The organism is Trinickia symbiotica (genome assembly GCF_002934455.1).
Classification (GTDB): domain Bacteria; phylum Pseudomonadota; class Gammaproteobacteria; order Burkholderiales; family Burkholderiaceae; genus Trinickia; species Trinickia symbiotica.
This window is the reverse complement of record NZ_PTIR01000001.1, coordinates 549,040-563,447: the sequence shown is the minus strand read 5'-3', so window position 1 is coordinate 563,447 and position 14,408 is coordinate 549,040. Positions and strand designations below refer to the sequence as shown.

The window sequence follows — 14,408 nt, the reverse complement described above, 5'->3', positions numbered from 1 at the left end:
CTATCCCTGTCAGCAATTCGGTAAAATTTTTCTTGACTTAGCGGACGGAAAGAGAAAAAATGCAATCACATTTCGGAGCGACGCCTCGTCAAGGCGAAGTGCGGTGGTCCGAAATACCGTCTCTCAGGTTCTAGCACGGCCCTCGGAATGGCTAGAACTTCTTTACGACGCCACTTCGGTGGCGTCTTTTTTTTGTCCGCCGTTTGCGAGTGGTCTCGCCGGCGGTTGCGTGGCGGCCGTCTCGACGACGGACGGATGGACGCGTGAGCGAAGGAGGCGGCAGTTTTAGCGCGCTTCTGCTATCGTCGCTGTCCATGCAACCCATTCTGACCATCACTCACCTCTCGAAGACCTATGCGACGGGCTTCACGGCGCTGAAGGACGTGAACCTCGAAGTGCGTCGCGGGGAGATCTTCGCGCTGCTCGGCCCGAACGGCGCGGGCAAGACCACATTGATCGGCATCGTCTGCGGGATCGTCAATGCCACGAGCGGGAGCGTGGTCGTCGACGGCCACGACAACGTCCGGGATTTTCGGCGCGCCCGCGCGATGATCGGCCTCGTGCCGCAGGAGCTGACGACGAACGCGTTCGAAACCGTCTGGGCGACGGTCTCGTTCAGCCGGGGGCTCTTCGGCAAGCCTGCCAACCCCGCGCACATCGAGAAGGTGCTGCGCGCGCTCTCGCTCTGGGACAAGAAGGACAGCCGGATCATCACGCTTTCGGGCGGCATGAAGCGGCGCGTCCTGATCGCGAAAGCGCTCGCGCACGAGCCGTCGCTGCTCTTTCTCGACGAGCCGACGGCGGGCGTCGACGTAGAGCTGCGCCGCGACATGTGGGAGCTCGTGCGCACGCTGAAGGCAAGCGGCGTGACCATCATTCTCACGACGCACTATATCGACGAAGCCGAGGAGATGGCCGATCGCATCGGCGTCATCAACCGTGGCGAGATCATTCTTGTCGAGGAAAAGACGCAGCTGCTGCGCAAGCTCGGCAAAAAGCAGCTCACGCTGCAGCTCGATGCACCGCTTGCGGCCGTGCCCGCGCCGCTCGCCGGCTACGCGCTCGAGCTCTCGGCCGACGGTTCGTCGCTGACTTACACGTACGACGACACGCGCTCCGAGCGCGCGGGCATCGTCAGGCTGCTGAAGGATCTGGAGGACGCGCGGATTCGCTTCAAAGACCTGCAGACGACGCAAAGCTCGCTCGAAGATATCTTCGTCGACCTCGTCAGGGACAAGGCGGCTGCGCGAACGGAGCAGGAAACTCAATGAATATCTACGCGATCCGCGCGATCTACCTCTTCGAAATGGCACGCACGTGGCGTACGCTGATGCAAAGCATCATTTCGCCCGTAATCTCGACCTCGCTCTACTTCGTCGTTTTCGGCGCGGCGATCGGCTCGCGCATCCGCGAGATCGACGGCATCAGCTACGGCGCCTTCATCGTCCCGGGGCTCGTCATGCTTTCACTGCTCACGCAGAGCATCACGAATGCCTCGTTCGGGATCTACTTCCCGAAGTTCACGGGCACCGTCTATGAACTGCTTTCGGCGCCGGTCTCGTATCTGGAGCTGATCGTGAGCTTCGTCGGGGCCGCCGCGACGAAATCGATCATGCTGGGGCTCATCATCATGGCCACGGCGGCGCTCTTCGTGCCGCTCCGCATCGCGCATCCGGCCTGGATGCTGCTCTTTCTCGTCCTCACGTCGGTGACGTTCAGCCTCTTCGGCTTCATCATCGGCATCTGGGCCGACGGGTTCGAGAAGCTTCAGGTGATCCCGCTCTTGATCGTGACGCCGCTCACGTTTCTCGGCGGCAGCTTCTATTCGATCGGCGTGCTGCCGCCCGTCTGGCGCACGGTCGCGCTCGCCAATCCCGTCGTCTATTTGATCAGCGGCTTTCGCTGGAGCTTTTACGACGTGGCCGACGTCCACGTCGGCGTCAGTCTCGCCATGACCGCATTGTTTCTGCTGATCTTCACGGCCATCGTCGCGTGGATCTTCAAGACCGGGTATCGGCTGAAGACCTGATCGACCGTACGTGAGTCGATTCACCGGCCGATCGCCTGGGCGGTCGATGCCGGAACATCGGCGCCCACCTCTCCGTATTAGTCCCTATCTCGCGGCGCTTGCCATTCGAGTCGTCATGCATCAAGAATGTAGCGGCTAGATGTAATCGATTACATCCGGAGACGCGCCGATGGCCCGCAAGCAACGACCCGAAAACGGAGCGGTGGTGGACGACGCAGCGGCCGACGTCTCGATCGGCGACGTGGCCGCGCGGGCCGATGTGTCGGTCGCGACGGTCTCGCGGGTGCTGAACGGACACGCCAACGTGCGGCCGGCTACGCGCGAACGCGTGCTGGCGGCCATTGCCGCAAGCGGCTATCGTGTGAACGAGCTGGCGCGCAATCTGCGGACGGCCGAGAGCCGTCTGCTGCTGACGATGGTGCCGGACTTCGGCAACCCGTTTTATGCCGAGATCGTTCGCGGCATCGATAGTGTCGCCCGTCAGCACGATTACTTCACATTGCTCTGCGATACCGGCGCCGATCCGGGTCGTGAACGCAATTACTTCGATCTGCTGCGCCGCCGCCGTGCCGACGGCGCCATCTGCCTCGATCCGGCCACGGCGCAACGCGCGTTCGCCGAGGAATCGGGCGCGCTGCCGTGGATCTCCTGCTGCGAGTTCGATCCCGAAATCGGCGTGCCTTACGTCGGCATCGACAACCGTCGCGCGGCCGGCGACGCCGTACGACATCTGATCGCGAGAGGGCGCCGGCGCGTTGCGCTGATCAATTCGGACACGACGTACCTTTACGCTCGCCAGCGTGAGCAGGGCTATCTCGATGCACTCGTCGAGGCCGGCATCGCGCCCAATGCCCGCTTGCAAGCCGAAGTCGGCGGGCTCGAATACGACGCCGGCGCGCGCGCGGCCTGCGCGCTGATGCAATCGAGCGAGCCGCCCGATGCCATCTTCGCCGTATCGGACACGCTCGCGATCGGCGTCATCGCGGGACTGCGCGCTTGCGGCAAGCGGGTGCCCGACGACGTCGCCATCGTCGGCTTCGACGATATCTCCCTCGCCGCACAGATCGACCCGCCGCTCACGACTGTGGCGCAACCGATGCGCGAGCTCGGCGAGACGGCGGCGCGGCTGCTGCTGACGCGCCTCGCGAATGCGGGCAAGGCGGTGCCCGGCGTGCTGTTGCCGCATCGACTCGTCGTACGGCGGAGTGCCTGAGCGATGGACGACATGAACAGCCCCCGCGCTCACGATCCTTCGCTGCCCCCGGACGGGGCGCCTGCCTCACTTGGGGCTGAACCGGCGCCCGGAGGAAATCCTCTGCGGGGACGTGAAGCCGTCTCTGTCCGATTCGAAAACGTAGTCAAAGACTTCGGCCCAGTGCAGGTGCTGCGCGGCGTGAGCTTCGAGCTTGCGCCGCGGCGCGTCCATGGTCTGCTCGGCGAAAACGGCGCGGGTAAATCGACGCTGATGAAGATCCTGGCCGGATACGAAGCCGCGACAGCGGGCGAAGTGAGGGTGAACGGCGAGCCGTGCCACTTCTCCGGCTCGCGCGAGGCGGAAGCCGCGGGCATCGTCCTGATCCACCAGGAGTTCAATCTCGCCGAGCATCTGTCGATCGTGCAGAACATGTACCTCGGTCACGAAAAGCGCCGAAGCGGCGCGCGCGGGTGGCTGCTCGACGAAGCGGCGATGCGCGCCGAAGCGCGGCAGTACCTCGCCGAGGTCGGCCTCGCGCGCGATCCGGATACAAAGGTGCGCGATCTGATCGTCGCGGAAAAGCAGCTCGTCGAGATCGCCAAGGCGCTCTCGCGGCGCGCGCGCCTGCTCATCATGGACGAGCCGACGGCCACGTTGACACCTTCCGAAACCGAGCGCCTTTTCGCGCTGATGGCGAAGCTCAAGGCCGACGGCGTGACGATCGTCTACATCTCGCACAAGCTCGACGAGGTCGAACGCGTGACCGACGAGGTGATCGTCATGCGCGACGGCCGCTTCGTTGCCCAAAGCGCGACCGCGGACGTTTCGCGTCGGCAGATGGCGAACCTGATGGTGGGGCGCGACGTCCTCGACATGTTTCCGGAGAAGGCGCCGCCCCGGGCCGATGCGCGCGTCGCATTAAAGGTGGAGGGGCTCGTCGTGCCGGGCTGGGTGCAAGCCGACGGCGGGCTCGGCTTCGAGGTCCGAGCGGGCGAAGTGCTTGGCTTCGCAGGGCTCGTCGGCGCGGGCCGCACCGAGGCGTTCGAGGCCATCGTGGGGCTGCGGCGCCGTACGGCCGGCACGATCGAGATCGAGGGCAAGCCCGTGACGCTGAAAAGCCCCCGCGACGCGATGCGCCACGGTCTTACCTACCTCAGCGAAGATCGCAAAGGCAAGGGATTGCACGTCGATCTGAGCCTGGAGGACAACCTCACGCTGATGACGCTCGAACGCTATGCGCGTCCGCTCATCGACGTGAAGGCTTGCCGCGCGGCGCTCGAAAAGTCCGTGCGCGAATTCGGGATTCGCACGGGCGATCTGGCGAGCCGCGCGCGCATGCTCTCGGGCGGCAATCAGCAGAAGCTCGCGCTCGCCAAGTTCCTGCATCCCGATCCGCGCGTGATCGTGCTGGACGAGCCGACGCGAGGCGTCGATGTCGGCGCGAAACGCGACATCTACTTCCTGATTCACCGGCTTGCCGCCGAAGGGCGAGCCGTGATCGTGATCTCGTCCGAGCTGATCGAGCTCATCGGGCTCTGCCATCGCGTTGCGGTCATGCGCGCAGGGCGGCTCATGGCGACGCTCGGCATGGAGCATCTGACCGAAAAGGAGTTGATCGCTCATGCAACCGGTACGCAGTGAAGCGGGGAAAGCGGGCGAGACGGGCCGCGCATGGCGCTTCGCACGGTACGCCGCCGGCCTTGGCCCGGTCGCGGGACTGCTCGCGCTCTGCGTGCTCGGCACGCTGCTCAACCGCGATTTCGCCACGGTCGACAACCTGATGAACGTGCTCACGCGCACGTCGTTCATCGGCATCATCGCGGTGGGCATGACCTTCGTCATCATCTCGGGCGGCATCGACCTGTCCGTGGGCTCGATGGCCGCGCTGATCGCGGGCACGATGATCTGGACGATGAACGGGCTCGCCACGGGCGCGCTCGGCCACCTGTTGCCGCCGCTCGCGATCGTGCTCGTCGGCATATTCCTTGCGCTGGTGCTCGGCGCGGCGTTCGGCTGCGCGCATGGACTGCTCATCACGAAAGGGCGGATCGAGCCCTTCATCGTGACGCTCGGCACGCTCGGCATTTTCCGCGCGGTGCTCACATGGCTGGCCGATGGCGGCGCGCTGACGCTCGACAACTCGCTCGCCGATCTCTACGGTCCGGTCTATTACGCGAGCTTGCTCGGCGTGCCCGTGCCGGTCTGGGTCTTCCTTGCCGTCGCCGCGGGGGGCGCGCTGATTCTCCAGCGGACCGCGTTCGGCCGCCACGTGCAGGCGATCGGGTCGAACGAACAGGTCGCGCGCTACGCGGCCATTCGCGTCGATACGGTGAAGATCGTCACTTACGCACTGCTCGGCGTCTGCGTGGGGGTGGCCACAGTGCTCTACGTGCCGCGTCTTGGCTCGGCCACTCCGACCACGGGCTTGTTGTGGGAGCTCGAGGCGATTGCATCAGTGGTGGTGGGAGGCACGGCGCTCAAGGGCGGCGAAGGCCGCGTGCTCGGCACGGTCGTCGGCGCGGTCCTCCTTTCGGTGATCGCCAATATCCTCAACTTGACGAGCATCATCAGCGTGTATCTGAACGCGGCGGTGCAGGGCATCGTCATCATCGTCGTCGCGTGCTTGCAGCGCGGGCGGCGGTGAAAGGCGGGAATTGGCGGTAATTGGCGGTAAGCGGCGATCGGCACTGGCAATCGATGAAAAGCGGCTTCACGACAACGGGCGAACATTCGCGCCCTCGCAATCAGGAGACAAGACCATGAAGCAGGTTATAGGAGCGATTCGCAGCACCGGCGCCGGCATGCTGGCGCTTTCCGTGGTGGCCGCGGCGCTCGGCGCCGGGGCGGCGCGCGCCGACGAGAAGGTGACCCTCGGCGTCGCGATTCCAACTGCCGATCACGGCTTTACGGGCGGCATCGTCTGGTGGGCGAACAAGGCCAAAACGGATCTGGAAAAGGCGCATCCCGATCTGAAGATCATCGTGAAGACGGCGGCGAACGCGCCCGAACAGGCGAATCAGCTGCAAGACCTCGTCACGGTCAACAAGATCAACGCGCTCGTGATTTTCCCCTATGAATCGGCGTCGCTCACGCAGCCCGTCGCACAGGTGAAGAAGAAGGGCGTCTATGTGACGGTCGTCGACCGCGGACTCACGGACACGAGTGCTCAGGATGCGTATGTCGCGGGCGACAACACGGCGTTCGGGAAGATTCCGGCCCAGTATCTCGCGAAGGAACTCGATGGAAAGGGTGACATCGTTGCGTTGCGCGGCATCCCCACCACGCTCGATAACGAGCGATGGACGGCGTTTACGGGCGTAATGAAGAACTATCCGGGCATTCACATTCTCGATGCGAAATACGCGAACTGGAATCGCGACGATGCATTCAAGGTCACGCAGGACTATCTGACGCGGTTCCCTCACATCGACGCGATCTGGGCGGCCGATGACGACATGGCCGTGGGGGTTTTGAAGGCGATCGATCAGGCCAAGCGATCGGACATCAAGATCGTGTTCGGCGGCGCGGGTTCGAAGGGGATGGTGAAAAACGTGATGGACGGCGCGCCGCTCATCAAGGCCGACGTGTCGTACTCGCCTAAGTTCATCTATGACGCGATCAAGCTGACGGCCGAAGCGCGGCTCAAGGGCGAACGGCTGCCGGCCACGACGATCATTCCGTCCGTGCTGATCACGAAGGACAACGCGAAGGAATTTTATTTCCCGGACTCGCCGTTCTGATTGCCGACGTTTCCAAACCAGGGAAGGGCGCGTGCCGTCGGCGCACCGGCGCTTGCGCGCTCCCGTTCTCACCTTTCAAAGGAGCGCTCGCGATGAAAACGATCAAGGGGCCGGCGATCTTCCTCGCGCAGTTCGTCGGTGACGAAGCGCCTTTCGACAGCCTTGCGAATCTCGCCGCATGGGCCGCGGGACTCGGCTTCGAGGGCATCCAGGTGCCGGCCGATCCACGCCTTGTCGATCTCGAGCGCGCGGCGTCGAGCGACGCATATTGCGACGAGCTTCGGCGAACGACCGAGGATGCGGGCGTCGCGATTACCGAGATTTCGACGCATCTGCAAGGGCAGCTCGTGGCGGTGCATCCCGCGTATGACGCGCTCTTCGACGGCTTTGCGGCTCCGCCGGTGCGCGGCAACCCCGAGGCGCGCACCGCGTGGGCGATCGAGCAATTGAAGCTGGCGGCGCGCGCCTCGCGGCGCCTCGGGCTCGATACGCACGTCACGTTCTCGGGCGCGCTCGCGTGGCCTTATTTCTACCCGTGGCCGCAGCGGCCGCGGGGCCTCGTCGAAGCGGCTTTCGCGGAGCTCGGGCGCCGCTGGACGCCGATCCTGGATGCGTTCGACGAGGCGGGCGTCGACGTCTGCTACGAACTGCACCCCGGCGAAGATCTGCACGACGGCGTGACGTTCGAGCGCTTTCTCGATGTGGTCGGCAACCATCCTCGCGCGAACATTCTTTTCGACCCGAGCCACTTCGTGCTGCAGCAGCTCGACTACCTTGCATTCATCGACACGTATCACGAGCGCATCCGCGCGTTTCACGTCAAGGATGCCGAGTTCCGCCCCGACGGGCGGCAAGGCGTCTACGGCGGTTACAGCGACTGGATCGAGCGAGCGGGGCGTTTTCGCTCGCTCGGCGACGGACAGATCGACTTCGGCGCGATCTTCTCGAAGATGGCGCAATACGACTATCCGGGCTGGGCCGTGCTCGAATGGGAGTGCGCGCTGAAACATCCGGAAGACGGCGCGCGCGAAGGCGCCGAGTTCATCCGGCGGCACATCATCCGCGTCGCCGATCGCGCGTTCGACGATTTCGCGGGCAGCGGTGCCGAGCCCGAGCAGATGAGGCGCATTCTCGGCATTTGAGGCTTCTCTTCCCGGAGATGAGACAGCATGGAGCGGAAACTGAGGCTCGGAATGGTAGGTGGCGGACAAGGCGCGTTCATCGGCGCGGTGCATCGTCTGGCTGCACGCGTCGACGACCGGTTCGAACTGGTGGCGGGCGCGTTGTCGTCGGATCCGCAACGGGCGCGTGAGAGCGCGCTCGAACTCGGCATCGGCATCGACCGTGCATATGCCGACTGGCGGGAGATGGCGCGCGCCGAAGCGATGCGTGAGGACGGCATCGACGCCGTCGCGATCGTCACGCCCAATCACCTGCATGCGCCTGTCGCGACGGCGTTTCTCGAGGTCGGCATCCACGTCATCTGCGACAAGCCGCTTGCCGTGTCGCTCGAAGAGGGTGAGGCGCTCGCGAAGCTCGCGCGCGAAAAACGCAAGCTCTTCGCGCTCACGCATGTCTACTCGGGCTATCCGCTCGTTCGCCACGCGCGCACGCTCGTCGAGGATGGGGCACTCGGCGAGATTCGCATCGTGCATGTGGAGTACGCGCAGGACTGGCTCGCCGAGCCTGTCGAGGCGGCCGGCGCGAACCGTCAGGCCGCGTGGCGCACCGACCCGCGGCGGGCGGGCCCGGCCGGCTGCCTCGGCGACATCGGCACGCACGCCTACCATCTTGCATCGTTCGTGTCGGGCATGATGCCGAACGCCGTATCGGCCGAGTTGCACACGTTCGTGCAAGGGCGTCAACTCGACGATCACGTGCAGGCGCTGCTGCGCTACCCGAACGGTGCGCGCGGCATGCTATGGGCGAGCCAGGTCGCGAGCGGCGCCGAAAACGCGCTGCGCCTGCGCGTCTATGGCACGGAGGCCAGCCTCGCGTTCGACCAGGAAATGCCGAACGAGCTCTGGCTCACCATGCGAGGCGGGGCCGCCCAGCGGCTCACGCGCGGCCGCATCGACAGCGTGGACGCCTTGCATGCCACGCGTGTGCCGGCGGGACATCCGCAAGGCTATGCGGAAGCATTCGCGCAGCTCTATCTCGACGCGGCGTTGCAAATCGAAGCGATGGACGCTGGCCGGCCGCCGCCTGCGGAAAGCCGGTTGTTGGCGACGGTCGACGATGGTGTCGCCGGCCTGCGCTTCATCGAGGCCGTGCTGGCGAGCAGCGCCGCCGATGGACGATGGCGCGACCTTCGATGATTGCCTGTGCAAGCGTCCTCCGAGCTCGCGCGCTTTGTCATTCGGGTCAAACGCCGACATAATGCTCGGACTGCCGCGCGCTTTGGCGCCGGGCTCCGAAATCGATAGCACTACCGAGCATGAGACTGACAACCAAAGGGCTGTTGCTTATTGCGATTCCGACGGTATTCGAACTCGTGCTGCTCTCAGGGCTCGTCAAGGCGCAGGCCAACGCGGAGCAGGCGGAGCAATGGGCGCTCCATAGCAAGGATGTGCTGCGTCAAACAAGCGCGATTCTCGAGCCCGTGCTGATCGAAACGGTACGCATGCGCGGCGCCGTGCTCAGAAACGATCGCGATGCGTCGACGCCGGTCACGCTATGGGTCGACGTCGATCGCAACATCGACAGACTGGTCGATCTCGTCGCCGACAATCCCGCGCAAGTCGAGCGCGCGGCGCAGATCCGCCAGACGGTGCAGTCTTATCGGCAATGGTCGGACCGCGTCCAGGATCTGATGCGCACGGGCCGCACGGACGACGTATTCGAGCGCTTTCGCGCTCAGGCGGACGCCGACGTGATCGACCGCTTCCGCCAGCAGGTGGCCGACTTCGGCGCCGAGGAGCTGCGCATCGATACGATGCGATCGGACGCGGCGGCCGCGGCGCTGCTCCACGAACAGCGGCTCACGGCCGCGGCGGTCGTCGGCTCATTGTTCTTGACCGCATTGGCGGTTTTCCTGTTCACGCGCGGCCTGCAGGGCCGACTCGCGCGCCTTTCCGAAAACGCGGCGCGGCTTGGCGACAATGAGCCGCTCGCGCCGCCGGTGCCCGGTCATGACGAGATCGCGCAGCTCGACTCGATTCTGCACGACACGAGCCGGCGCCTGCGGGAATCGGAGCGCTTGCAAACGCGCTTTCGCAGCGACCTCGAGCGCCGCGCCGACGAACTCGCGCGCACGAACGAGACGCTGCATCAGCAGACGCAGGAAAATGAGATGTTCATCTATAGCGTCTCGCACGATCTGCGCGCACCGCTCGTCAACCTGCAAGGCTTCTCGAAGGAGCTCACGCATGCCTGTAACGAGCTGCGCGAGGCCGTGAGCGGATCGTCGCTCGAGCCGCGCGAGCGCGAGCGCGTCGAGCGCGTCATCGAGGAGGACATCGGCGAGGCATTGCGCTACTTGCAAAGCGCCGTGCTGCGCGCGGCGCACATCATCGATTCGCTGCTGCGTCTGTCGCGTGTCGGGCGCGTCGAGTATCGCCGCCAGGAGGTGGACATCGGTACGGTCGTGCAGCGCGTGCTCGACGCGATGCAGGCCTCGATACGCGCTCGCAACGTCGAGATCGTCGTCGACGGGCTGCCGCCCGTCTGGGGCGATCCGACCGCGCTCGAGCAAATCTTCGCGAATCTGATCGGCAATGCCGTCAACTATCTCGATCCGGGACGCCCGGGGCGCGTCGAGATCGGCGTGCTGCCCGCGCCGCCGGGCGTTCAATCGCTGCGTATTTTCTTTGTGAGGGACAACGGGCTCGGCATTCCGGCCGTCGCGATGCCGCGCCTTTTCAACGCTTTTCAGCGGCTTCACGGCAACGTGGCGGCCGGCGAGGGCATCGGGCTCGCGCTCGTGCGCCGCATGGTCGAGCGGCATGGGGGCCGCGTCTGGGCCGAATCGAAGGAGGGCGAGGGGACGACCTTTTATTTGACGCTTCCGGAGGCGACGGAGCAAGTCGCCGCATAGCGCATCGGCAGATCCGAGAAAGTTGAGAGGAACGAACAATGCATACAGGACTGGGACCGGCGGGGGGGCAGACCGTCAGCATCATCCTCATCGAGGACGACGACGGCCACGCGACGCTGATCGAACGCAACTTGCGCCGGGCGGGGCTGACGAACGGCTTCATACGGCTCGCGGACGGTCAGCAGGCGCTCGATTATTTCTTCGGGGACGATGCGCGGTTCGTGCTCGAGCCGCCGCCGGCATCCGTCATCCTGCTCGACCTGAAGATGCCCCGGATCGACGGCCTCGAAGTGCTGCGGCGTCTGAAGGCGGACAAGCGCACGGCTTCGCTGCCCGTCATCGTGCTGACGACGACGGACGACCCGCGCGAAATCGAGCGCTGTTACGAACTCGGCTGCAACGTCTACGTGACGAAGCCCGTCGAGTACGACGCCTTCATCGAGGCCGTGCGCCGGCTCGGCTTCTTCCTGCAAGTCGTCAAACTGCCGACGGGAGCGGGCGGACAATGAATCCGCATGCGCTCGTCGTCGACGACGATGTGGGCCTGCTGCGGCTCGCATCGCGTTCGCTGGCGCGAGCCGGCTATCGCGTCAGCATCGCGGCGAACACGGCCGAGGCCCGGGCGGCGACGGAGGGCGACACGCCGTACGGCATGCCGGACGTGCTCGTCGTCGACTATGCGCTCGGCGGCGCGGAGACAGGTCTCGACTTCCTGCGCGCGCTGCGCGCAAGCGGGCTCGCGTTGCCGGCGATTCTTTGCACGGGCTTTGCCGACGAGGCGCGCGTCGTCGAGGCGATGCGCTCGGGCGTCGCGGATGTGGTTCCGAAGAGCGAAGGCTACCTCGACTATCTGCCCGAAGCGATCGAGCGTGTGCTGCGCGAGCGGCGCGTCGAGCGAGAACTGGCCGAGGCGATGCGCGCGCGCGAGCGCGAAGCGCACTTTCGGGCGCTCGCCGAAGAGCGCGAAGGGCTGCTGACCGCGGAGCGGGCGGCACGCGCGGAGGCCGAGCGCGCTTCGAAGATGAAGGACGAGTTCGTCGCGATGCTTTCGCACGAGTTGCGCACGCCGCTCAATGCGATCGTCGGCTGGACCCAATTCCTGCTGCGCGATCCAAGCGCTTCCGAGTCGATCCGCAAGGGGCTCGACATCATCGATCGCAACGCGCGCGCTCAGGCGCGCATGGTCGACGAACTGCTCGACTTTTCGCGCATTCTCGCAGGCAAGTTCAGGCTCGACGCGGAGCGCGTCGATCTCGTCGATATCGTGGAATATGTGATCCGCTCGGTCGGACCGGCCGCCGAGGCGAAGGATATCCGCATCGTCTCCGCGCTGGAGCCGGGCGGTGTGGTCTTCGCCGATCCGGCGCGGCTGCAGCAGATCGTCTGGAACCTGATGTCGAACGCCGTCAAGTTCACGGGCAAGGGCGGCACCGTGGAGGTGACAGTGCGCCGCGCGGCCGGCGAAGTCGAGCTGATCGTCGCGGACAACGGGCAGGGCATCACGCCCGAGTTCCTTCCGCACGTCTTCGAGCGGTTTCGTCAGGAAGACGGCAGCATCGCGCGTCAGCACGGCGGCCTGGGGCTCGGTCTCGCGATCGCCCGGCAACTCGTGGATCTTCACGGCGGCTGCATCGAGGCCAGGAGCGCCGGCGCGGGGCTCGGTGCGACTTTCATCGTCAAGCTGCCGGCTACCGAGGCCGCCGCGCTCGTGCGCTCGTCCGACGAGCCGTTGGCCGGCGTCACGCCGCCCGAGCTCGCCGGCCTGCGTATCGCGATCGTCGAGGATGAGCCCGATGCACGCGAGCTGGTGCGCAGCGTGCTTGAGGAGCGCGGCGCGAAGACAGCTGTGTTCGACGCGGCGCTCGAGGCGCTCGAAGCCTGTACGGCCGTGCCGCCCGACGTCATCGTCAGCGATATCGGCCTGCCCGGGGTCGACGGCTATGAGTTCATCCGCCGCTTGCGGACGTTCGAGGCGCCGCGCGGACGCAAGACGCCGGCGGCTGCCCTGACCGCGTTCGCGCGTGCCGAAGACCGGCGCCGCGCGCTACTCGCGGGTTTCCAAGCGCATGTGTCGAAGCCGATCGATCCCCTCGAGCTCGTCGTCGTCATCGCGGCCCTCGCGGGGCGGACGATGACGGATGCGGGTGCCGACGCTGCCGAACGATGAGCGGCCGCTTGTCAGTCACATTGCATAAAGCGACAGTGAATCGCGATGCAAAGGGTTCTGAAAATAGTGTTCTCCGTGCGAGAGGCATGATCGGTTCGCGTCCGTCGCTCATCGATGGGACACACGCACGACATCGTTGACGCGCGTTGACACCTCGTCGCCGGCCACACCGTACACGTGCAAGGATATCGCGCGCGCCGGGCCGGCATTGCCGAGGCGATGAATACCGCCGAGGCCGGCGCGCGTGTACGAAATTGCGCCGGGTGCTCGAGCGTGCGTTCGCACCGGCTTTGCCAAGCCGAGCGACTCGTCCCACCGGTAGAGCGTTTCCGTCAGCGTGCCTGAGAGGATGGCATAGCCGCACCATGCATGATGGCCATGCACGGGGCTCGCCTGCCCGGCGTGCCAGACGAGCGCGACGACCGCGTAGCGCCCCGACGCATCAGCGGCCAACAAGTGTCGACGGTAGCACTCGGAGGAACCTTCGCACTGCGCGGGTGCGAGCAGCGTTTCGTTCGCCGCGGCCTCGGCAAGCGCCGCGCGCACGCGACGGGCGAACGCTGGACAGTGCGAGGGGTCGGCGGCGGCGCCGCCAGCTTCGAACGCCGCATCGAGCGCATCGCACAATTGCGCGACACCGTCGCCGCGACGAGTCTCGATCGCGAACCGGTCGAGGACCGGACCCGCGTCGCGCCGAAAAACGACATGGGTACCGCGCGCGGCAGGGCTGAGAAGGCTGTTTTGTTGTTCGTGGCTCATAGCGAAGAAGGGGCGGTGACCGGCGGCGAAGTGCCGCGGTCGATGTCTTATTTATAGCGAACCTCGGGCGAAAAGAGTTTGCGTCGTTTGCGCTGATCTGGCCGATGAGTAGAAAATTTTTGCGCGTTTTGCTCAGAATTCGGCGATGGGATCGCGCCGGAACGGCCAGTCTTCGACGCGCGTAGAATGCCGGCTTCTCTCACCTCGTCATTCGCCCGAAGCCGTCGTGGCTTCGCTTGAGAACCCCGCCATGAACGACCCTCGCAACAAACCCAATCCCACTACGCGAGTCGCGGCGATCATCGTCGTCGCCGTCCTGATCGCGCTCGCCACGTTGGTCTACAACGCGCTCAAGGGCAAACGCGAGTACGACGCGGAAAAGGCGTCGGCGCCCGCGAGCGAGGTGTCGATCGGCGGCGCGAGCTCCGCCGCCCCCCAAACGGGCGCTTCGCAGTAGGAGCAGCGTAGCGCGCGGCCGCGGC

At 65.6% G+C, this 14,408-nt stretch carries 13 protein-coding genes; 12 read left to right on the top strand and 1 reads right to left on the bottom strand.

Annotation, left to right across the window (positions count from 1 at the left end):
• Positions 1 to 314 precede the first annotated feature (314 nt).
• From B0G57_RS02580 to B0G57_RS02530, 11 genes are all read left to right on the top strand, one after another.
• Complete coding sequence (locus tag B0G57_RS02580; protein ID WP_018439026.1) at positions 315 to 1,271, top strand: ABC transporter ATP-binding protein; 957 nt, start codon at positions 315 to 317, stop codon at positions 1,269 to 1,271.
• The gene (locus tag B0G57_RS02575; protein WP_018439025.1) at positions 1,268 to 2,029 is read left to right on the top strand and encodes an ABC transporter permease; all 762 of its coding nucleotides are present in this window, start codon (positions 1,268 to 1,270) and stop codon (positions 2,027 to 2,029) included. Before B0G57_RS02580 ends, B0G57_RS02575 begins: the two co-directional genes overlap by 4 nt.
• Before the next feature lie 169 nt (positions 2,030 to 2,198).
• Positions 2,199 to 3,242 carry a LacI family DNA-binding transcriptional regulator gene (locus tag B0G57_RS02570; RefSeq protein WP_018439024.1) on the top strand — a complete coding sequence of 348 codons (1,044 nt, stop codon included), beginning with the start codon at positions 2,199 to 2,201 and terminating at the stop codon, positions 3,240 to 3,242.
• 12 nt (positions 3,243 to 3,254) lie between these two features.
• Positions 3,255 to 4,865 (top strand): sugar ABC transporter ATP-binding protein, encoded by a 1,611-nt coding sequence (locus B0G57_RS02565; RefSeq protein ID WP_083925490.1) that lies wholly within the window; start codon positions 3,255 to 3,257, stop codon positions 4,863 to 4,865.
• Positions 4,846 to 5,868, top strand: coding sequence for an ABC transporter permease (locus B0G57_RS02560; RefSeq protein ID WP_018439022.1), 1,023 nt, complete (start codon positions 4,846 to 4,848; stop codon positions 5,866 to 5,868). Before B0G57_RS02565 ends, B0G57_RS02560 begins: the two co-directional genes overlap by 20 nt.
• Before the next feature lie 115 nt (positions 5,869 to 5,983).
• Entirely contained in the window at positions 5,984 to 6,964 is a 981-nt protein-coding gene (locus B0G57_RS02555; protein ID WP_018439021.1) for a substrate-binding domain-containing protein, read from the top strand.
• Between the two features lie 92 nt (positions 6,965 to 7,056).
• Positions 7,057 to 8,106: a sugar phosphate isomerase/epimerase family protein gene (locus B0G57_RS02550; RefSeq protein WP_102606754.1), complete on the top strand. Its 1,050-nt coding sequence runs from the start codon at positions 7,057 to 7,059 to the stop codon at positions 8,104 to 8,106.
• Between the two features lie 51 nt (positions 8,107 to 8,157).
• Positions 8,158 to 9,282: a Gfo/Idh/MocA family protein gene (locus tag B0G57_RS02545; RefSeq protein ID WP_020566002.1), complete on the top strand. Its 1,125-nt coding sequence runs from the start codon at positions 8,158 to 8,160 to the stop codon at positions 9,280 to 9,282.
• A 119-nt stretch (positions 9,283 to 9,401) separates the two neighbouring features.
• Positions 9,402 to 11,000, top strand: a complete 1,599-nt coding sequence (locus tag B0G57_RS02540) for a sensor histidine kinase (protein WP_018439018.1) — start codon at positions 9,402 to 9,404, stop codon at positions 10,998 to 11,000.
• A gap of 38 nt (positions 11,001 to 11,038) precedes the next feature.
• Entirely contained in the window at positions 11,039 to 11,509 is a 471-nt protein-coding gene (locus B0G57_RS02535) for a response regulator (RefSeq protein WP_018439017.1), read from the top strand.
• Positions 11,506 to 13,167, top strand: a complete 1,662-nt coding sequence (locus tag B0G57_RS02530) for an ATP-binding response regulator (protein WP_018439016.1) — start codon at positions 11,506 to 11,508, stop codon at positions 13,165 to 13,167. Before B0G57_RS02535 ends, B0G57_RS02530 begins: the two co-directional genes overlap by 4 nt.
• A gap of 108 nt (positions 13,168 to 13,275) precedes the next feature.
• Here the strand turns inward: B0G57_RS02530 and B0G57_RS02525 are convergent, their stop codons facing one another.
• Positions 13,276 to 13,926, bottom strand: a complete 651-nt coding sequence (locus tag B0G57_RS02525) for a cysteine dioxygenase family protein (protein ID WP_018439015.1) — start codon at positions 13,924 to 13,926, stop codon at positions 13,276 to 13,278.
• A 250-nt stretch (positions 13,927 to 14,176) separates the two neighbouring features.
• Here B0G57_RS02525 and B0G57_RS02520 point away from each other — a divergent pair, with 250 nt between their 5' ends.
• The gene (locus tag B0G57_RS02520) at positions 14,177 to 14,383 is read left to right on the top strand and encodes a hypothetical protein (protein WP_026229358.1); all 207 of its coding nucleotides are present in this window, start codon (positions 14,177 to 14,179) and stop codon (positions 14,381 to 14,383) included.
• Positions 14,384 to 14,408: the final 25 nt, after the last annotated feature.

Bases quoted from the DNA above. Each gene is read 5' to 3' on its own strand.
- B0G57_RS02535 (WP_018439017.1), top strand. From the start codon at position 11,039: ATGCATACAGGACTGGGACCGGCGGGGGGGCAGACCGTCAGCATCATC.
- B0G57_RS02570 (WP_018439024.1), top strand. From the start codon at position 2,199: ATGGCCCGCAAGCAACGACCCGAAAACGGAGCGGTGGTGGACGACGCA.
- B0G57_RS02545 (WP_020566002.1), top strand. From the start codon at position 8,158: ATGGTAGGTGGCGGACAAGGCGCGTTCATCGGCGCGGTGCATCGTCTG.
- B0G57_RS02550 (WP_102606754.1), top strand. From the start codon at position 7,057: ATGAAAACGATCAAGGGGCCGGCGATCTTCCTCGCGCAGTTCGTCGGT.
- B0G57_RS02530 (WP_018439016.1), top strand. From the start codon at position 11,506: ATGAATCCGCATGCGCTCGTCGTCGACGACGATGTGGGCCTGCTGCGG.
- B0G57_RS02580 (WP_018439026.1), top strand. From the start codon at position 315: ATGCAACCCATTCTGACCATCACTCACCTCTCGAAGACCTATGCGACG.
- B0G57_RS02555 (WP_018439021.1), top strand. From the start codon at position 5,984: ATGAAGCAGGTTATAGGAGCGATTCGCAGCACCGGCGCCGGCATGCTG.
- B0G57_RS02560 (WP_018439022.1), top strand. From the start codon at position 4,846: ATGCAACCGGTACGCAGTGAAGCGGGGAAAGCGGGCGAGACGGGCCGC.
- B0G57_RS02525 (WP_018439015.1), bottom strand. From the start codon at position 13,926: ATGAGCCACGAACAACAAAACAGCCTTCTCAGCCCTGCCGCGCGCGGT.
- B0G57_RS02540 (WP_018439018.1), top strand. From the start codon at position 9,402: ATGAGACTGACAACCAAAGGGCTGTTGCTTATTGCGATTCCGACGGTA.
- B0G57_RS02575 (WP_018439025.1), top strand. From the start codon at position 1,268: ATGAATATCTACGCGATCCGCGCGATCTACCTCTTCGAAATGGCACGC.
- B0G57_RS02520 (WP_026229358.1), top strand. From the start codon at position 14,177: ATGAACGACCCTCGCAACAAACCCAATCCCACTACGCGAGTCGCGGCG.
- B0G57_RS02565 (WP_083925490.1), top strand. From the start codon at position 3,255: ATGAACAGCCCCCGCGCTCACGATCCTTCGCTGCCCCCGGACGGGGCG.